Origin of the sequence: Paenibacillus sp. FSL L8-0340 (assembly GCF_038593145.1) — a bacterium.
In the GTDB taxonomy this organism is placed as follows: domain Bacteria; phylum Bacillota; class Bacilli; order Paenibacillales; family Paenibacillaceae; genus Paenibacillus_AQ.
In genome coordinates this window covers 6,578,996-6,598,698 of sequence record NZ_CP151967.1, presented here as the reverse complement: position 1 = coordinate 6,598,698, position 19,703 = coordinate 6,578,996, and the positions used below count along the sequence as shown (strand labels likewise).

Annotated in this window: 14 protein-coding genes and 4 pseudogenes; 14 read left to right on the top strand and 4 right to left on the bottom strand. The window is 51.0% G+C overall.

Features of this window, described 5'->3' with window-relative positions:
* The first annotated feature begins 106 nt into the window (after nucleotides 1-106).
* The 5 genes from NST07_RS30195 to NST07_RS30175 all read left to right on the top strand — a co-directional run bounded on the left by NST07_RS30195 (nucleotide 107) and on the right by NST07_RS30175 (nucleotide 7,581).
* Nucleotides 107-2,368, top strand: a complete 2,262-nt coding sequence (locus tag NST07_RS30195) for a PAS domain S-box protein (RefSeq protein ID WP_342481991.1) — start codon at nucleotides 107-109, stop codon at nucleotides 2,366-2,368.
* A gap of 492 nt (nucleotides 2,369-2,860) precedes the next feature.
* Nucleotides 2,861-3,937: a bifunctional 3-deoxy-7-phosphoheptulonate synthase/chorismate mutase gene (locus NST07_RS30190; protein ID WP_076114024.1), complete on the top strand. Its 1,077-nt coding sequence runs from the start codon at nucleotides 2,861-2,863 to the stop codon at nucleotides 3,935-3,937.
* A gap of 194 nt (nucleotides 3,938-4,131) precedes the next feature.
* Nucleotides 4,132-5,595 (top strand): SulP family inorganic anion transporter, encoded by a 1,464-nt coding sequence (locus NST07_RS30185; RefSeq protein ID WP_342480697.1) that lies wholly within the window; start codon nucleotides 4,132-4,134, stop codon nucleotides 5,593-5,595.
* A 196-nt stretch (nucleotides 5,596-5,791) separates the two neighbouring features.
* Nucleotides 5,792-6,637 (top strand): hypothetical protein, encoded by an 846-nt coding sequence (locus NST07_RS30180; RefSeq protein WP_341096473.1) that lies wholly within the window; start codon nucleotides 5,792-5,794, stop codon nucleotides 6,635-6,637.
* Nucleotides 6,638-6,750: 113 nt separating this feature from the next.
* Nucleotides 6,751-7,581 carry a prohibitin family protein gene (locus NST07_RS30175; RefSeq protein ID WP_341096471.1) on the top strand — a complete coding sequence of 277 codons (831 nt, stop codon included), beginning with the start codon at nucleotides 6,751-6,753 and terminating at the stop codon, nucleotides 7,579-7,581.
* A 94-nt stretch (nucleotides 7,582-7,675) separates the two neighbouring features.
* On the opposite strand, the gene NST07_RS30170 is transcribed toward NST07_RS30175, so the two are convergent.
* Together NST07_RS30170 and NST07_RS30165 are read right to left on the bottom strand one after the other, a co-directional pair.
* Complete coding sequence (locus NST07_RS30170; RefSeq protein WP_342480696.1) at nucleotides 7,676-8,680, bottom strand: 3-oxoacyl-ACP synthase III family protein; 1,005 nt, start codon at nucleotides 8,678-8,680, stop codon at nucleotides 7,676-7,678.
* Nucleotides 8,681-8,689: 9 nt separating this feature from the next.
* Nucleotides 8,690-9,031, bottom strand: a complete 342-nt coding sequence (locus tag NST07_RS30165; RefSeq protein ID WP_038596681.1) for a hypothetical protein — start codon at nucleotides 9,029-9,031, stop codon at nucleotides 8,690-8,692.
* A gap of 284 nt (nucleotides 9,032-9,315) precedes the next feature.
* Here NST07_RS30165 and deoC point away from each other — a divergent pair, with 284 nt between their 5' ends.
* On the top strand, nucleotides 9,316-9,993 hold the full coding sequence (gene deoC / locus NST07_RS30160) for a deoxyribose-phosphate aldolase (RefSeq protein ID WP_340896456.1): 678 nt from the start codon (nucleotides 9,316-9,318) through the stop codon (nucleotides 9,991-9,993).
* A 177-nt stretch (nucleotides 9,994-10,170) separates the two neighbouring features.
* On the opposite strand, the pseudogene NST07_RS30155 reads toward deoC, so the two are convergent.
* Nucleotides 10,171-10,308 (bottom strand): annotated as a pseudogene (locus NST07_RS30155) (glycoside hydrolase family 125 protein); the annotation flags it as partial.
* Between the two features lie 10 nt (nucleotides 10,309-10,318).
* Between NST07_RS30155 and NST07_RS30150 the strand changes: the two are divergent.
* Nucleotides 10,319-10,964, top strand: a pseudogene (locus NST07_RS30150) (glycosidase); the annotation flags it as partial.
* A gap of 199 nt (nucleotides 10,965-11,163) precedes the next feature.
* Here the strand turns inward: NST07_RS30150 and NST07_RS30145 are convergent.
* A pseudogene (locus NST07_RS30145) lies at nucleotides 11,164-11,403 on the bottom strand (AraC family transcriptional regulator); the annotation flags it as partial.
* On the opposite strand from NST07_RS30145, the pseudogene NST07_RS30140 reads away from it, so the two are divergent.
* The 7 genes and pseudogenes from NST07_RS30140 to NST07_RS30110 form a co-directional block, all read left to right on the top strand.
* Nucleotides 11,398-11,694 (top strand): annotated as a pseudogene (locus tag NST07_RS30140) (SelA-like pyridoxal phosphate-dependent enzyme); the annotation flags it as partial. The pseudogenes NST07_RS30145 and NST07_RS30140 overlap by 6 nt on opposite strands.
* A complete protein-coding gene (locus NST07_RS30135) occupies nucleotides 11,687-12,442 on the top strand; it encodes a KDGP aldolase (protein WP_342480695.1) in 756 nt (251 codons plus the stop codon). The pseudogene NST07_RS30140 and the gene NST07_RS30135, both read left to right, overlap by 8 nt.
* Nucleotides 12,435-13,448 (top strand): sugar kinase, encoded by a 1,014-nt coding sequence (locus NST07_RS30130; RefSeq protein ID WP_341379852.1) that lies wholly within the window; start codon nucleotides 12,435-12,437, stop codon nucleotides 13,446-13,448. Before NST07_RS30135 ends, NST07_RS30130 begins: the two co-directional genes overlap by 8 nt.
* Before the next feature lie 10 nt (nucleotides 13,449-13,458).
* Nucleotides 13,459-14,181: a GntR family transcriptional regulator gene (locus NST07_RS30125; protein WP_341380422.1), complete on the top strand. Its 723-nt coding sequence runs from the start codon at nucleotides 13,459-13,461 to the stop codon at nucleotides 14,179-14,181.
* A 181-nt stretch (nucleotides 14,182-14,362) separates the two neighbouring features.
* Nucleotides 14,363-14,869: a GNAT family N-acetyltransferase gene (locus tag NST07_RS30120; protein WP_342481990.1), complete on the top strand. Its 507-nt coding sequence runs from the start codon at nucleotides 14,363-14,365 to the stop codon at nucleotides 14,867-14,869.
* Nucleotides 14,870-15,109: 240 nt separating this feature from the next.
* On the top strand, nucleotides 15,110-16,402 hold the full coding sequence (locus NST07_RS30115; RefSeq protein ID WP_341096463.1) for a homocysteine synthase: 1,293 nt from the start codon (nucleotides 15,110-15,112) through the stop codon (nucleotides 16,400-16,402).
* 426 nt (nucleotides 16,403-16,828) lie between these two features.
* The gene (locus NST07_RS30110; RefSeq protein WP_342480694.1) at nucleotides 16,829-17,887 is read left to right on the top strand and encodes a hypothetical protein; all 1,059 of its coding nucleotides are present in this window, start codon (nucleotides 16,829-16,831) and stop codon (nucleotides 17,885-17,887) included.
* Nucleotides 17,888-19,703 lie beyond the last annotated feature (1,816 nt).

Sequence of the window (19,703 nt, the reverse complement as noted above, 5' to 3'; positions counted from 1 at the left end):
AAGCGGGAATAACATTTGACTTTCGCCCGATTATACAAGATATTTATATTGAAGTTTTAAAATAAGTGAATTTCACTCAATACTCCACAAACGGGCGGTGGATCAGATGTTAAGACAGCATGCGGAGGTATATTCCCGCTTTGGACAGGCGTACAAAACGGGAAAGGTTGGAGTAGCTTTTCTTTCTATGGATGAGAAATGGACCCGTATAAATCCCGCGGTAGTTTTGATGCTGGGGTATTCGGAGGAACAGCTCCTGGAGCATGAATTCGGTAAGTTTTTGCATAATGATTCTTTGGCGGTATATAAAAAGATGATGGGGGCTCTGCAAGCAGGAGAGGCCCCCTTTTTTGAATGTGAAATTAAGCTGACCCGTGCCGCCGGCACACCGGTCCAGCTGCTTCTGCATGCTGTGCTTGTCAGCGATCCTTGTACGGGGGAGAAACTGCATTATTTAATTCATTTGGCTGAGATTCCGGAGGGGAATACCGCCGAAATCATTCCTCCTCCGAGTGATGAACTCTACCGGCTGATCGCCGCGAACATAAGGGATATTGTGTATTATTCCACTCTGGACAACATATGCCTGTATTGTTCACCTTCGATTCGGGAGGTGCTTGGGTATGAACCGGAGAAGCTGATTGGACGCGATATCCGCGGGCTGATTCACCATGAGGATCTTTCCGCTTTGGAGCTCTCTGAGCCCATGGAGTTTCAGAGCATCCAGCTGCGAATCCGCCATGCCGGCGGGCGATACCTCTGGATTGAATTCACCCTGCGTTTAATTGAGGATGGGAATAGCATGAGTGTGCTTGCGGTAGGCCGTGATGTAACAGAGCGCAAAGCCGTAGAGACGATGCTGCAGGAATCCATCGAGCGGTATACCTCCCTGAAAAAATATAATCATGATGCGATTATTTCCCTGGATCTGCAGGGCAATATCATAAACGGAAATGAACAAGCCTGCCAGTTGACAGGCTACACCATCCCTGAAATGGCCGGAATGAGTGTCAGTCTGATTATCGGCGCCCATCATCTGCATGATGTAATCGATTATTGCAATGGGAACAACAGCAAGGAGCGGAACATCAATCTGATCTGGCATAAAGACGGCCATACCGTCGAAGTGCTGACAACAATCGCCCCCATCATCATCAACGAGGAGCGGGTCGGATTCTATATTATCGTGAAGGATATTACCGAGCAGAAGAAGCTGCTCATTGCCAAGGAGATTGCTGAGAATACGAACAAGGCCAAAAGCGAGTTTCTGGCAATGATGAGCCATGAGATCCGCACGCCGATGAATGGGGTTCTGGGGATGACCGATCTGCTGTTGGACATGAGTGAACCGGGCTCAGTACAGCGAGAGTATCTTGATATTATCCGGCAGAGCGGTAATACGCTGTTGAATATCATCAACGATATTCTGGATTTCTCCAAGAATGAAGCGGGCAAAACAGCCCTGCATGAAGAGCCGTTTGTACTGAGGAACTGCATGGACTCCGCGCTCGAACTGCTGCTCCTTAAGGCGGAGGCGAAGGGGTTATACATTGAGGTTATGATGGGCGCAGAAGTGCCGGAGCATTTGATAGGCGACGCAGACCGGCTGAAGCAGATTCTGCTCAATTTAGTCGGCAATGCAGTGAAGTTCACCTATACCGGAGGTGTCACAATACAGGTCCGGACTGCGGCGAAAGCCGCAGATGGCATTACGCTGCAATTCACTGTTGCTGATACCGGGATTGGTATCCCGGAAGACTCCCGGGAACGGCTATTTGAGCCGTTTTATCAGCTTGAGCAATTTATGGGCCGGCGTCATGAAGGAACAGGCCTGGGCCTGGCCATTACCAAACAGCTTGTTGAACTGATGGGCGGTAGCATCGCACTGGATACGGGCACGAAGATTGGTGCGGCCTTTGTATTCACTGTGGTGCTTCGCGAGGAGGACAAAGGTTCAGACGGGGTACCGGGTACCGAGTTGCCGAGCCTGGGTCCGGTTGGCCGGGAGCTGCGTATATTAGTGGCCGAAGACAATGAAATTAACCGAATCGTGCTGCGCAAAATATTGGAGAAGCGGGGCTACGCTGTCGATGTTGCGGTAGACGGGCTGCAGGTAGTGGAGATGGCCGGCAGCAAGGACTATGACATTATTTTCATGGATGTGCAGATGCCCGGGATGAATGGGCTGGAAGCTACCAGGGTTATTAAACAGACGCTTCCTCAGGAGAAGCTTCCGGTAATTATTGCGGTTACGGCAAATGCGCTGAAGGGCGACCGTGAGCTTTGTCTCGAGGCCGGGATGGATGAATATATCAGTAAGCCGCTCAGAAGCGAAGCTATTTCGAATATCATCGGAAAATTTTTCTGAGGCGAAAAAACAGGCTTGGGCGCTTAATCTTATCAAAGGTTATTTTAGTTGCTTAAAGCTGCGAAGCGGTACATTGATGTCTTGCATCAGAGGATCTTATTGATTAAGATAGCATCAACCGGCGCAGAAGAAGCACCGGCATATAACACAAATGACAATGACGAAGAGAGTAAGCGCTAGAAGCGGATCTTAACAGGGAAGGTGTGCCGGAGACTGAGAGCACCCTCATGAGACGATTAGCGCCGAAGTTCACTTCCGAGTCGGCCCCTGAAGTATTTGCTGCAGCAACTATGGGTAGGGAGGCCCGCGCCCCGCGTTATCGGGTGTAAGACAGGGTTAATCCCGGGCAGGAAATGAGCTTTCATTTTTTGTGCCGGCGGTTGTTTTTGATTAATCCTAAATAAGGGTGGTACCACGGCTCCTCGTCCCTTGCGACGGGGGGCCTTTTTGCGTTCATAGGTTGAATTAATCGAGAAGAGGGAGTGGAAGGTAATGAGCAACGTGGAATTGGATGGGCTGAGAGCCCGCCTGGATGAAATTAATGAGCAGCTGCTGGAGCTGATCTCCGAGCGTGCCCAGGTAGTTCAGGAAATTGGTGTAGTTAAAGAAAAGCAAGGCGTGCCGAAGTTCGATCCGGAACGGGAAAAACAGATGCTGGAGAAGCTGGTAGCGGGCAACAAAGGACCTTTCACAAGCGGAACGATCCGCAGCCTCTTCAAGCAAATCTTCTCCGCTTCTCTGGATTTGCAGTCTGCCGAGCATAAGAAAAGCATGCTTGTCAGCCGTAAGAGCCACAAAGAGGACACCGTTATTGTCCTGCCGGGCGATGTGACCGTCGGCGGCCTGTCGTCGCTGATGGTAGCAGGCCCTTGCTCCGTAGAAAGCGAACTGCAGACCCGTACGGTGGCCGCGGCGCTGCAAAAGGCCGGTATCCGCGTAATGCGCGGTGGAGCGTTCAAGCCCCGGACTTCGCCGTATGATTTCCAGGGCCTTGGCATGGATGGGCTGCGGATTCTCCGTGAGGCGGCTGATGAATACGGCCTGCTGACGATCAGTGAAATCGTCGATCCGGCACATCTGGAGCCGGCGCTGGATTATGTGGATATTATACAGATCGGCGCACGCAATATGCAGAACTTTGAACTTCTCAAGGCAGCTGGAGAACTGAACAAACCGGTTCTGCTGAAACGCGGGCTTGCTGCAACGATGGAAGAATTCCTCCATGCGGCTGAGTACATCATGTCACGCGGAAATACCCAGGTCATGCTGATCGAACGCGGTATCCGCACTTACGAGAAATGGACGCGTAATACACTGGACATCTCGGCCGTGCCAATTCTGAAGCAGGAGAGCCATTTACCGGTGCTGGTGGATGTGACTCACTCCACCGGACGTAAGGATATCCTGATCCCTTGCGCCAAAGCGGCACTCGCCGCCGGAGCCGACGGCATCATGGTGGAGGTTCATCCCGATCCGGCGACTGCATTGTCGGATGCTGCGCAGCAGCTTAATATCGAGGAATTCAATACCTTCTTCAATGAGGTTAAGGCTTCAGGACTGTACCGGTAATTTAAAACTATTGAATGGACTTGATTTTCGCAGCATATGCGAGAAAAAGACCGAAATAAACGCTTACAAGTACAGGCTGCACTTTTGTGGAGGTTATGGCGGGTCAGGTACAATAGGAAACATTGGCGTTGCACCGGACCGGACTGTTTGGAACAGTCCAATCAACCATAACAGAAACAGGAGGAAACAGAAGCTTGAAGCAGCTAAAATTAAATAACGGGTGGTTTTCCAATACACGGAGCGATGTTCTTTCCGGAATGACGGTGGCAATTGCACTCATTCCCGAAGCGATTGCATTCTCGATTCTTGCCGGAGTAAGCCCGATGGTCGGTCTGTATGCCTCCTTTTGCATCGCAATTGTAACATCGTTTGCCGGAGGCAGACCGGGCATGATCTCGGCAGCCACCGGCGCAATGGCACTGCTGGTCGGCAGTCTGGTAATCCAGCACGGAATTGAGTATCTGTTCGCAGCTACCGTATTAGCCGGAGTTTTCCAAATCGTGATGGGGATGCTCAAGCTGGGGAGATTTATTACCTTTCTTCCGCAGCCCGTCATGACCGGCTTTGTCAATGCGCTGGCTATTCTGATCTTTATGGCACAGCTTACGCATTTCAAAGGCCAAAGCTGGGTGATGTACGCCCTTGTAGCCTTGACTCTGCTCATCATCTATACGGTTCCGCTGTTCACCAAGGCGGTGCCTTCGGCGCTTGTGGCAATTATTATCGTTTCAGTGCTCAGCATCGTGCTTGATCTGGATGTGAAGACCGTGGGGGATATGGGAGAGATAACATCGGCTTTGCCGCTGTTCCATCTGCCGCAGCTGCCATTTACAATGGATACGCTGCTCATTATATTGCCATATTCACTGTCACTCGCTGTGGTGGGGCTGCTGGAATCGCTGATGACGGCAACTTTAATTGACGATATAACCGGAACCGGAAGCGACAAGAACCGTGAAGCGAAGGGTCAGGGATTGGCGAACATCGTTACGGGCTTTTTCGGAGGCATGGCAGGCTGTGCGATGATCGGCCAATCGATGGTCAACATGAAATCGGGGGGACGCACCCGGCTCTCAACCTTTGTGTCGGGGATATTCCTCTTGTTCCTCATCCTCGTTCTCGGTGATATCGTTAAGCAAATTCCAATGGGAGCGCTGGTAGGCGTCATGATCATGGTGTGCATCAGCACCTTTGAATGGGGTTCGCTGAAGACGCTGGCCCGCGTACCGCTAAGTGATGCACTGGTAATGATTGTAACGGTTGTAACGGTTGTTACGGTCGTGCTAACGGATAATCTGTCCATCGGGGTGTTGTTCGGTGTTCTGCTCAGTGCCCTGACATTTGCCTGGAAAATAGCCTCGATTTCCCTGAGCGTCCAGACATCCGCCGATATGGTTACGTATGTGGTTTCCGGCCAGTTGTTTTTCGGTACGACAAGCCACTTTATTCATGAGTTTAACTATGAGGGCGATCCGGAGAACATCAGGATCGACTTCACACATTCGCATGTATGGGACCAGTCAGCGGCTGGCGCCATTGCCAAGACGATCAGCAAGTATGCGGCGTATGGCAAATCGGTTACGATTACCGGATTAAACGAGGAAAGCACACAGCTGGTAAAACGGGTTGGCTTGTCCTTATCCGGTGGACATTCGTAATTCATATGATTAATAATTCATCTTTTGAGCAGCTTTCTCTATGGAGAAGGCTGCTATTTTTGTCTGCTCATTTCTGTAAAATGCAACAAGATATTAACCATCCGGCGTCGATAAAGTCATCTCCTGATTCGGATGAACCCGTATACTATTTCTAATAGAAGAATGGCAATATTCCCAACAGAAGAGGAGTGGAGAAATGAATCTCATCCTGAAAAAAATAACCGCAGTGCTGCTTGTGCCGCTGCTGACATTGCCATCCGGCTGCATGCCGTCCGGCAAAGAAACTGCGGACCTCCACGCTACAGCCGCTCCCCGGTCAACGGCAACGGCTGCTGACGTCTCCGGCGGTGTAGATGGTATGGCAACCCCACCGCCTGAGAGAAGCTTCCATCCGGAAAACAGAGCGGGGCTGATTCCACTGGATTGGCAGCGAGTGGAAGAGGCTCCTGTAGTTAAGACCTCCAAAGGGCTCCCGTCAGGCAGCAAAGTGATTTTACAGACAAGGCTGGATGACTTCGGCGGGATACAGGTAACTGTCTATACACAGGCAAAAGATGATGACTATGTATATGCTGATTTAGACACAAGTAAGGGGCATTTCAGCCTTGGCTTCGTAGGAACATACAATTACCGTAAGGTGGAGGATATACAGGTAGAGGTGACTAATCTTTTTAAAGACCGGGTGCTCAAAATCACTGGCGGACTGGGGGCAAACAACTCGCTCAGCAATTACTACGGTATAGATAATAAGGGGACACCGGCGGAAATGCTGCGAATAGACACAGGCCATACCCGGGAATTGGATGTTGACGCCGATGGATACCGGGAAGCAGTGGCAGCACATGGAACACCGATGACTGCATATGTATACCGCTATCACAGCGGGTATGCTGAATTTATATACCTTAATGATGCCTTGCAGGCCAATTCCGTTGTGCTTAGAGACGATTTGGTCTACGAAGCCTCCGATGTCGGTGGGGAGAAACCAAGGGAATACCGCATTTCTCCTGAAGGAATGATTCTGTTAGCCTCTTCTCCCTAATAATATATAGAATACTTCCCCGCAAAAAAATTCCTTGCGACCGCTGGTGCTGCACCACCGTATAGAAGGTTAACAATACCAAGCAGAGCATAATTAGGGAGGTTTCAACAATCATGGAGATTAATCCGAAATTGAAGCAGACTAGGCCAGGCAAACTCATAGGCATCGCGGCGGCGGTATTGGTTCTGGGGCTAATCGCCGCCAACTCATTTGCTACCGTAGAGTACGGGCATGTAGGTTTGTACAAAACCTTCGGCAAACTGAACAACAATATGCTGACGCCGGGCATTCATTTGAAAATCCCCTTCTTCCAGAGTGTAATTCAGGTCAACACGCAGGTAACCAAAGCGGAGACGGACACTACGGCATCGTCTAAAGACCTTCAGCCCGTATCTACCCATGTAGCTGTTAACTATTCCGTCAGTAAAGATTCTGCCTATAATCTGATGAATAATATTGGAGGCAATTTTGATGCCGTGATCATCAACCCGGCGATTCAGGAGATTGTGAAGGAGGTAACGGCTAAATACCCCGCAGAAGATTTGATTACTCGGCGTGATGCCGTGGCGGGAGAAATCAGTGGCCTGCTCACTGCACGGCTGGCCAAATATGATCTAGTCGTTAATGACATCAACATTGTCAATTTCAAATTCTCCGATGCCTTCAACCAATCGATTGAAGCCAAGCAGGTTGCCCAGCAGCAGGCGCTGAAGGCGGAGAATGATCTCCGGCGGGTCGAGATAGAAGCCAAACAGAAGATTGCCCAGGCACAGGCGGAGGCCGAATCCTTAAGACTGAAGAAGCAGGAGGTTACACCTGAGCTGGTGCAGCTGAAGCAAATTGAAGTCCAGGAGAAAGCGCTGGAGAAATGGAACGGTGTACTGCCGTCGGTAACGGGCGGGGCCACGCCATTTGTGGACATTGATTCGCTGACGCAAAAGTAACCATTGGCTACGGCATAAAGAAGAGCCTTGCTCCTGAATGAGAGCAAGGCTTTTTGCATGATTTTAAGAAGATAGCTTGTCCGGTTTCCCGTTATCAGTATTGGAAGAGCATCGTCGGAATTTGCCAGCCGGCGCCTACGGACCAGAAGAAGACATAGTCGCCGCGTTTGATCCGTCCATCCTCGACTCCACGCTGAAAGGCGATAAATGGACTGCTTGTGGCGGTATAGCCAAATTCGTCGCCAACATAGATGAATTTCTCTTCACTAAGGCCGAGCCCCTCTTGAATCAGCTCAATATTTTTGAGTGAGAATTGGGACAGGCAGAAGGCGGAGATATCATCGGTAGTCAGGCCGTTGCGGCTCAGCAGCTCTTTAATATCAGCTATGGCCGCATCCACGCATACTGTACCGTCAAACGGCGTCCAGCGGATTCGAATCTGCTCTGCTGTTATATCTTCGCGATAGATATTGGACAATCCGCATGCTGGAAACATGATGTTCTCGCAGCCTTCGGAATCTGTGTAGTACAAGGAATCTGTAAATCCCCCAGCTTCACTGCTCCGCTCCAGAATAACGGCGGCCGCCGCATCTCCAAAGTTAGGATAGGTAATTTCATCATCCGTATTGCAGTTGACCGAGCTGTAGTCACTCCCTGTGATCAGTGCATAACGGATGCTTGGGTTCGACTGCATGTAACGGCTCGCCTGTTCAACAGCCGCTACCATACCGGCGCAATTGGCATTGGAATCCAGAGTGATGGTGCGATGCTTGCATTGCAGTTTGTTGTGCAGCAGCAGGGCATTGGTAGGATAAGTATACTCCGGTGTCTGTGAAGCGAACACAATCATATCGAGATCTTCACTTTGCAGACTGGCATCCTCAAGCACCTTCTGTGCCGCCTTTAATCCCATCGTCAGCGAATTTTCATTTTCGTCCTTGATAATGTATCTATTCTTTCGGCCCATCACTTCGAGGAACCGCTTGATGTCCTTCCCCATCTGCGCGAAATGATCAAGGTAATAATCATTGCCAACAATGTGCTGTGGATGGTAGTACGCGGCATTGCGGATTCTAATGTTTTCTCCGGTATGTTTCATCAGGTTCACCTACACTTCGATAATTTCATAGTTTGCCAGTTTTGTGGAGCGAGCCACCCGGCTAAGCTGCATTTTCAGCACCGGACTTTTAGCGATTGTGAAGACTACTTTTTTGAACCCGGATTGTTGGTACAGAATATAGCATTGCTCCAGCATAGGCAGCACATCCGGAGAAGAAACATTCAGCGTAGTGCAGTCCAGGACAATCTCATATTCAGTCGGGTCAAACTTGCTTACGGTTTGATTGTATTCCTGAATAAACCGTCCTGCGTCCTCCTCTGACATGGTTCCTTCGACTTGTACATCCAGTTTGTGCTCTTTGGTGTTTGTTGCGAATTTAAAACTACCCATCTGTCCAAACATCTCCTTCTACAAAATAGTTGTGAAATCAATCCAGGAAAATATGGAAACCAATAATTCCATATAATTATTATCGTTGTTTTGAAAAGGTTTATTTAGCATAATTAAACTTTTTATTTTTTTGTATTTATAAAATAGGGTTTAATTCCATTCCGTGAAGAGGTACATAAAGCATATTGAAAGGTGTGGATCGTTCTCCCTCGCCTTTCCAAAGCGTTCTTCTATTGGTATGATTACAGGGTATGAGAATATCTACTGCTATGGAGGAATTAACAATGAGTGAGATTACATTATCCGGGATCATTGATCATACGCTGCTGAAGGCGGATGCACGGAAAGAAGATATCATCAAGTTGGCGGAAGAGGCCAAAGCCTATAAGTTCGCCTCAGTCTGCGTAAATCCAGCATGGGTATCTGTTGCCCATGAAGTCTTGAAAGATACACCGGAGGTAAAAGTATGCACGGTTATCGGCTTCCCGTTAGGCTCTTCAACACCGGAAACAAAGGCCTTTGAAACAACCGATGCAATAGCAAAAGGTGCAGGTGAAGTCGATATGGTGATCAACATCGGCGCTTTGAAGGATGGCAATGATGAATTGGTGAAGCGTGATATCTCTGCTGTTGTTGATGCAGCCCGCGGCAAAGCATTAACCAAAGTCATTATCGAGGCTTGCCTGCTGAGCGATGAGGAGAAAGTTCGTGCCTGCAAGCTTGCTGTTGAAGCGGGAGCGGATTATGTGAAGACTTCAACCGGATTTTCCACCGGAGGAGCCACCAAGGAAGATATCGCACTGATGCGTGCGGCAGTCGGTCCGGACATCGGCGTCAAAGCATCCGGCGGTGTGCGCAGCGCAGAGGATGCCCTTGTTATGGTTGGAGCCGGAGCGACAAGAATCGGCACCAGTGGCGGCGTGGCTATTGCCAAAGGCGAACAGAGCCAAAGCAGCTATTAAAGTTCATGCAGTCCAGCTACTCCAGCTACAAAAAACCGGCTGCGCCATCCTTGTATAAAGGACGGCGCAGCCGGTTTTTTTCTATAGGCAGGGCTTGATTCTATAATTCACATCATTAACTAGAGTAGTGTTTTCCGCTGCAATGTCCATTGAAGAGTACAACTGGTGCAGCTCAGATTAGACCAGTCCTTTGTCCATCGCTTTGCTGATCAGGGTGGCGAACAGGCTGTTAGACCAGGCGAACCACTCGCGTGAGAAATCGGCGGGATTGTCAGGGTGGAAGCCCTCGTGCATATATCCGGTATCCGCATCGGTCCGTATAAGCTCCATTCCGGAATACCCGGATGGCTGGGGGGAAGAGGAGGGACATTGGCTGACCCGGTCATCCATTCTGAAATTGGATAATCTGCTGGACTGGGAGTTTGTTGCGGACACGACACCACTGGATATCAATGACCGGGATAATATTCTGTTCCCTGAGAAAATAGGCGGCAAATTCGTGCTGCTGCACCGTCCCGAGGAATACGTGGGTGAAGCCTACGGAACCGAGAAGGCGGCCATGTGGATTACCTACTCCGAGGATCTTATCCATTGGGAAGAACCCAAGCTGCTTGCCACAGCCGGGAATCTATCCTGGGAATCGCGGAAGACCGGAGGCTCTACACCTCCGGTACGTACGGACAAGGGCTGGCTGGTGCTCTATCACGGCGTCGATGAGGACATTGTCTACCGTGTAGGAGCCATGCTGCTGGATTTGGAGCAGCCGGAGAAGATCATTGCCCGGACACAAAATTTCATTATGGTGCCGGAGATGTATTATGAGAAATTCGGTTTTCAGATCCCCAATGTCATCTTCCCGACTGGAAATGTAGTCAAAGACGGGCTGCTACGGGGTAACGGACACGGCGATTGCGCTCGCAACTGTTCCGCTGAATGAGCTGGTAGAGCATATCCTGAAGGAAGCACAGTAGCAAAATAACCGCACAAAGTGGGGCCTTAGCTTCAAATATAAGTATTTTTATGCTTCGCATTGTAAATTATCCTTCTATTTCTCGCTGAAACGATACCGTCCTACAAAAAGGACGGCAAAGCAGTTTCTACTTGGATGTTTACTCAGGTACTTTGCGGGGGCCCCAAAACATATAAAGAAAGGGCGTAAGCTTCGCCAATTTAAACCGGTCTTTTCGCAGCAGTTCCCTTCAAGGCATGGTCCTTGCGGTACTGTCCCGGCGTCAGACCGGTTTCTTTTTTGAACTTGCGGATGAAATTCGGCGCATCCAGATAACCCACCTGCTCAATGATTTCCTTAAGCGGTGCACTCGTATTCTCCAGTAGCCGGATCACCTCATCCACCCGCCGCTGCCAGATGTACTGTGAGAAATTGCTGCCCGTCTTCTCTTTGAAGCTCCGGAGAGCCTTCAGCCGTTGGCCGAGATGCCCGGAGTTTCGGTCCGCATCGTGCAGGATGAAGCGGGCAGAGCTATATTCCGTGGACGCATCCAGATTGAGTCCTCCGCTGCGGGGGTGGATGCCAAGACTGTCAATGACGGGCTGCGTGAAGGTGAGATTGCGGTGTATACCCGGGACTATGGCGTGAAGCAGGGCTATTTCGATATCGATCCAAGGTCTCTGCAAGGGGATGATCTTCAGGTCATCGTAAGCAGAATAAGCGAAATCGTGGGGGGGGAACCGAATGAATAATATTCAGCAGCGCTTCTATAAGAACAGAGCCGCACTTAATGTCTTGGCAGGCGGCATTGAGAACGCCAAGGAGATTTATGCGGCAGCGGAGGGGCATGTCCTGGTAGGCGTGCTCTCCAAAAATTACGCCACGGCGGAGGAAGCGGCAGCCGCCGTGACGGAATATGGTCGAGCTATTCAAGATGCCGTATCCATCGGCCTGGGAGCAGGAGACAACCGGCAGGCGGCAGTTGTGGCGGAGATTGCCAAAAGCTATCCGGGAAGCCATATCAATCAGGTATTTCCGGCAGTGGGGGCGACCCGCGCCAATCTGGGAGCCCAAGGCAGCTGGATCAACAGCCTGGTCTCTCCCTGCGGAAAGCCGGGCTATGTAAATATATCGACCGGTCCCATCAGCTCGGGGAACGAGCCGCAAGCCATTGTGCCGGTTCATGCGGCCATTGCACTGGTTCGTGACATGGGCGGCAATGCGCTCAAATATTATCCGATGCAGGGGTTGAAGCTGGAAGAGGAGTACCGTGCGGTTGCCAAGGCCTGCGGGGAAGCCGGCTTTGCTCTGGAGCCTACGGGTGGAATCGACATGGGCAACTTTGGCCCCATCCTGGAGATTGCGCTGCAGGCAGGCGTTCCGCAGGTCATACCACATATCTATTCCTCAATTATTGATCCGCAGACCAGGAATACGAACGTAGAGGATGTCCGCAGACTGCTCGAAACTATGAAATCGTTGGTGGATCAGTATGCCTAGGATTGCTGCTTTTGGCGAAGTGATGATGCGGCTGCAGGTTCCTGGCTATGAAACGCTGGTCCAGAGCAGCAGGCTGGAGTACTCTTTTTCAGGAAGCGGGGTTAATGTAACGGCAGCGCTGGCCAGATATGGCCATAACGGTGCTATCATAACCACCTTGCCGGAAACTCCGGTGGGTGAAGCGGCGATCGCTTATCTGCGCAAGCTTGGGGTGGATACGTCACTGATCAGCCGGGGCGGCAAGCAGCTGGGGATGTACTTTCTGGAAAATGGCTTTGGAGCCCGCCCCGGCAGAGTCACTTACACAGACCGGCCGGGCAGCAGCTTCAATACCGCCGAGGCGGGCAATTATGATATGGCAGCTCTTGCCTCCCGTGTAGACGTCCTTCATTTGTGCGGCATTACGCTGGCTATGAATGAAGGAGTGCGCAAGCAGATGAAGCAGCTTGCTGCGGAGGTGAAAAGCGCCGGAGGCAAGGTTGTCTTTGACTGCAATTACCGCCCCGGGCTATGGGGTATGGATGGCTGTGCCAAGGCCCGCCCGCATTATGAAGATCTGCTGGAGCTGGCGGATACGGTGATGATGAATGAGAAGGACGCGCAGTTTATTCTTGGCATCGGAACTGGAGAATATGATAGAATAACACAGTTGAAGCAAGCAATTCCTGAGGTGGCGAAGCGCTTCGGAATCGGAACGGCAGCGGGAACCCACCGTGAGATTAATGCTGACAATACGCATTCCTTAACGGGATATATCTATCATCAAGGTACATTCGAGTTTTCCCGTAAGCTGACCTTCCCTGTATTTGACCGGATTGGCGCCGGTGATGCTTTTGCCAGCGCCATCATCCATGGGGAATTGCAGCAGTACCCGTGGCAGCAAACAGTTAATATGGCAGCAGCGGCGGCAATGCTGGCCCACACCACCCAAGGCGACACCGCGCTTTTTACCGAGGGTGAGGTGCTCCGGGCGTTGTCAGACCATACCTTAGATGTTGAAAGGTAGTGAACGGCGCGTGTCACTGAAACGCAAGCAAGGTCCTTTATATCAGCAAATTCAAAAAATCCTCAGAGACCGGATTCTGCACGGTGTATATCCTCTGGGGAGCATCATTCCCTCCGAGCCGCAGCTGGAAAACGAATTTGGTGTCAGTAAAATGACGGTCCGCGGCGCGGTCCAGGAGCTGTCCCAGGAAGGTTATGTACAAAAGAAAAGCGGCGTCGGGACCATTGTGATGCGCAATACCTCCTATCAGAAACTCTCCAAGGGCAAAAAATTTACAGAGCTGCTCGTAGAAGAGGGACATAAGCTGGAAAAAAGACTGCTGGTGTCTGAACTCATTACGAATGATGCCGGTACGGAGGAATACCATCGCCACGGTCCCTATTGCCAGCGGATCGAACGTCTCTACATTCTGAACGGACAGCCTTATATTCATCTGATACACTTCCTGACAACAGAAGCGCTGCCCGGCGGAGGTGCCAAAGAAATGGGTGCGGATATCCAGTCGCTGTATGACTCTTTGGAGGAGAACGACATTGTGCTGGAGAACTTCAAGGACCGTTTTTTTGTGGAGCCGGCACCTCCTGAGGTCTGTCTGCTGCTGAAGCTTCCACCGGGGACGCATGTGCTCAAGCGCCTGCGCAACTCCTACGATGGGGAAGGCAGGCTGATCGAACACAGCGTAGGCTGCTATAACACAGAGCTTCATCCTTATCTGGTCAGTTATGACACTTGATTAGTTCCTCCCGGACTTTCGTTGCTTGCAGCGGGAGTCCTTTTTTCGATGCTGGAAATACTTCATAACAAAAACCTGATGGTCCGTAAGTGCTGAGTAATATGATAGAATGATAGGCAAAGTGCCAGCGGATTTGGTGCAACAAGTAAGTGCGAAGGAAGGAGAGAGAGCATTGACGAAGATGAATTACCCGGTCATTGAAACAGACAGGTTGAATTTAAGATTGTTGACGCTTGAAGATCGTGAGGCGGTATTCCGCCATTTCTCGGAGGAAGAAGTAACGCGTTACATGGATATTCCGCCTTGCAGAGACATTAGCGAAGCGGATGAAATTATACAGTTTCACATCGACGATTCGGGCTGCCGCTGGGGAGTATTCGATAAGCAGCAGGATCAATTGGCAGGGACCTGCGGCTATCATTGCTGGACAACCGGACCTGAGGGTAAAGCAGAAATCGGCTTTGATCTGTCCAGAGACTTCTGGGGCAGGGGACTGATGACCGAAGCACTCCTTCCGGTGATCACCTTTGGTTATGAAGAGATGGGGCTTGAGGTCATTGAAGCTACAGTTGATCCGGGGAACGATAGATCCCTTCGCCTGCTGACAGCGTTGGGGTTTTGTAGAGATGAGGAGATAGTAAACAATCTGGTATACTTCTATATGCGGCGAAATCAATTTGCCGGCTAGACACTCTTGCCGTTTACGATTAAAGTCCGATACATAGCGATGAAGCCTGATATATAGTGAAAAATGAAAGCGTTATCCACGGGAGGAAGTACGATCAAATCAATAGTTCCTCTAAACAAAATAAAACACAGTGGAATAATGAGATATTTTTCTTTTCAAATGACAGGGTTTGTGAGAGAATAGTTTCAATTCTAAATTAAATTGTTAACGGTTGCCAATTATGAATGGGAGGAAATACCAATGTCAGAAGACCGCAAGCTGTCGTTTGAAACTTTAGCCGTTCATGCAGGACAAGAGATCGATCCAACTACTTTATCGCGTGCCGTACCGTTGTATCAGACCACTTCCTACGGGTTCCGTGATGCGGAACATGCAGCCAATTTGTTCGCGCTCAAGGAATTCGGCAATATCTATACCCGTTTGATGAACCCGACCACCGATGTGTTCGAGCAGCGGATTGCTGCGCTTGAGGGCGGGGCAGGGGCGCTTGCCACAGCTTCAGGGGCAGCGGCAATTTCCTTCTCTATTCTGAATATCGCCGGTGCAGGGGATGAAATTGTGTCCTCCGCAAGTCTCTATGGCGGAACATACAACCTGTTCTCTACCACACTGCCCAAGCTGGGCATCAAGGTTCATTTTGTGGATTCGGATAATCCTGAGAACTTCCGCAGTGCGATTACAGATAAGACGAAGGCACTCTACGCCGAAACGATCGGCAATCCGCAGGGAAATGTACTGGATATTGAAGCCGTGGCGGCCATTGCCCATGAGCATGGCATTCCGCTGATTGTGGATAATACCTTCCCGAGCCCGTATTTGCTTCGCCCGATTGAGTATGGAGCCGACATCGTAGTGCACTCAGCTACCAAATTCATCGGCGGGCACGGTACCTCCATCGGCGGAATCATTGTGGACGGCGGCAAATTCGACTGGAAAGCCAGCGGCAAATTCCCGGGGCTGACCGAGCCGGACCCTAGTTATCATGGCGTAGTTTACACGGAAGCTGTAGGACCGATTGCCTATATTATTAAAGCCCGCGTGCAGTTGCTGCGTGATTTGGGTGCTGCGATTTCACCGTTTAACTCCTGGCTGCTGCTGCAAGGGCTAGAGACTTTACATTTGCGTCTTGAGCGTCACAGCCAGAATGCGCTGAAGGTTGCACAGTATCTGGAAGCCCATGAGAATGTGGAATGGGTCAGCTATGCCGGATTGCCGAGCCATCCTTCCTATACACTTGCCCAGAAGTATTTGCCAAAGGGGCAAGGCGCAATCCTTACCTTCGGAATTAAAGGCGGAGCCGCAGCGGGTGTCAAGCTGATAGAGAATGTGAAGCTGTTCTCCCATTTGGCCAATGTCGGTGATTCCAAGTCACTGATTATTCATCCGGCGAGCACTACACATCAGCAGCTTTCTGCCGAAGAGCAGACAACAGCAGGTGTAACCCCTGAATTGCTGCGTTTGTCGATTGGTACTGAATCCATTGACGATATTCTGTATGATCTGGAGCAGGCGATTGCCGCCAGCCAGCAATAAAGACAGCACAGCAACTGCAATTAAATAGTTACGGCCTGCAGCGCTTCGCTGCAGGCTATCAAGGCCTTTGCCATTATGCGGAGCCGTTTCCTTCATAATTATGAATCAGATTAATTCTAGGTGATTGTTCACCTGCATGATCCTGTTCATACTGTGACAGGACGGCGCATGGGGCAGATGGCCTTTTTGTATAGCTGAAGGAATGCAGAATATCGTTTCCCCTCAAAGCATATGCCTTACACAAGGGAGCGCCGGGTGATTTCATGCTTCTGCAAACTCCGTTAAGAACTTACTCATTTGACAACGCTTGCATATTTCATGGCCCATTCCCGTATTTATAAAAAGAAGCAGCGTAACATGCCGGTGTTAACACGTCCCTAAAACGGATGCCGGCAGCAATCCAATGCCAAAAAGGTGGGTGCGGTGATGAAGGGTGAACAACAGCAGGATCATGTTCGGAGTAATGAGGAGCGCCCGTTCAAGTATAACGCCGGTGATCGGGCTATAGGAGTGGAGATGAGCCAGGCTGCATCTGTGGCTTCCGCTGCTGCGGAATTTATCGACGAAGGGGAGCGGCAAAAGGGAATGGGCCCATTAAACCGTGCTTATTTCAAGCGTCCGGGAGAACGTCCGGCCTTTCTGGTGCTGCGTGACGGCTGTGAGGATCGCCCGCTCTTCCGGGAGGATGCCGGAACGGCTCCAGTGGGCCCTTGTCTGATCCGGAGCGAAGAGTGGCTCAATACTCCCGAGCTAGCCGAGCTGTATGACAGCTGGTTGACGAGTGAAGATGAAGTCCAGACGGAACGGACCTTGCAGCGGATCTATTACCGGCTGCGGGCCGCATCCTTGGCGCTGCTGGAATCAGCAGACGGGGCCTGGACCGCAGTCACCCTGCTATATACGCCGGAGCTTGCCGCGTTGCCTGCAAGGCTGGCCGTGCTTCAGGATGCGCAGCTCGAAGCGCTGTTCTCCGCCGTGGCGGAGAGCCAGCGGCTGGGCAGCGACTGCCGCGTGGATCTGCTGGCGCCATACCCCGCCAGCGCGCCCGAATTCGCGGTGATGCGCGAATTCATCGAGGGCGTGGCCGAACAGACACTCGGCCACGCTTATGCGGCGGCTTGCCGCACCGGGGCGCTGATCGCGCCCGGTGCGCATTACGCCGCCGGGGAAATCGCGCGTATCGCCGATTTCCTTGTGCTGGACGGCGCGGCCTGCGGGGACGCGCCGGAAGCCAGCTCCGCCGAGGGCTTTGCCCGTGCGGCGGGAGAGATGCTGGCCGCCGTGCGGCGCGTGAAGCCGGCGGCGGTGGTGCTCGCCGCGGGGGCACCGGCGGCGGCCGCGCTTGCCGATCTGTATGCGATCGGCATGAGCGGGATCTTTTGCAGCGCTGGCCAGCGGACCGAAGCGCTGCTCAGGGCAGCCTGCCTGACCTGGATGGCCCGGCAGGACCATCACGAAGATCCAGCCGCCGGCGGTTGGCTGTAGGATTTCCTGGCGCCCTCCTGCTCTGGCAATAGCCGGCGAACGGGCGCCTGTCCAGTGAATATCCGCCATTTCATGCGGCGGCTCGCATATCCGTTATCATTGGTGTGCCTGTTCAAATGATTTCTGGTATTCCGGGCATCTGTACAACGATTAGCCCGCATCCGGGCATAAGACTAACTTCCCCGGCAGCTATTTAGCTTGATACTGGCTGGGGGTCGAAGTCGCTGCAATTTAACTGAATGATGAGGTCTCGGGGGATAGTTGCACTTTGTACATTTATTTCATTACTTTTTAAGCTTTATTGAGCTATAGTTGCATTCAATACAGCTATAAAAGCAAAATCAGCCTGCAGAGGAGCAATCGGCTATTTTTAGCTGCATGAACTACAACTATTTCACTGAAACGTTTGTTTTTGCGGTGAATAGTTGCAGTAAATACACCTAGCCGGGCAGATAGCAGACAAAGCACTCGATCCATTCGGTTCAGCCAAGTGTTCCTTTTCTTGATTCTTAAAGCAATTAAAAACGTGGTAACCGATGCATCCCCTTGTTCCGCATTGCTGCGGTAAACAAGGGGATGTTTGCGTTCGAAGGGAGGGGGGCAGCACCGGCAGGACAAACCGTGTACGTTGTTGCTCCCATCCCCGCGATGTTGAGGTTACTTCAATCCCACGAATTGATATCCCCGTGACCGATTAGCCCACGTACACCTTTGCTCCCAATCCCCGCGATGTTGAGGTTACTTCAATCCCACGAATTGATATCCCCGTGACCGATTAGCCCACGTACACCTTTGCTCCCATCCCCGCAATGTTGAGGTTACTTCAATCCCACGAATTGATATCCCCGTGACCGATTAGCCCACGTACACCTTTGCTCCCAATCCCCACGATGTTGAGGTTACCTCAATTCCACGAATTGATATCCCCGTGACCGATTAGCCCACGTACACCTTTGCTCCCAATCCCCGCGATGTTGAGGTTACCTCAATCCCACGAATTGATATCCCCGTGACCGCATTAGCCCACGTACACTGTTGCTCCCAATGCTTGCGATGTTAAGGTTACCTCAATCCCACGAATTGATATCCCCGTGACCGATTAGCCCACGTATACTGTTGCTCCCAATGCTTGCGATGTTAAGGTTACCTCAATCCCACGAATTGATATCCCCGTGACCGATTAGCCCACGTACACCTTTGCTCCCAATCCCCACGATGTTGAGGTTACTTCAATCCCACGAATTGATATCCCCGTGACCCCATCAGCCCACGTACCCTGTTGCTCCCAATGCTTGCGATGTTAAGGTTACCGTCAAGCCTTGATATCCACGATCCTCCAGTTACCCATGTACACTGTGCGCATGATCCCCGCGTTGCTGATCCTACCTTTGTTCTCTTGATTCTTACGTTACCCAATGTCCAAGTTAAGCCGTTGCTTACAATACCCAGTTTCCCCAAGCACGCACCCACACTCGTCATTCATTCATTCATTCATTCATTCATTCATTCATTCATTCACACACACACACACACACACACTCACTCACTCACTCACTCACTCACACTCACTCTCTCTCCCATATTGCAATCGTCATCCCCGTACCCCCCCCTCAAAAAAAAGGCTAGTCTCCGGGTTTACATTCGAACGGAAAGTGGTATAGTATTACTATAAGTTGCACTGAGGAAATATATTTGCTCTATTGCAACAATGATTATCATTCTCATTTACCATGCTGTCCCGGCTGAGCCGGGGCAGCATGTGTCATTTTAAGGGCTTTAATAATGGCTCTCATTCTCAGTTGGCTGCTCTTCATCT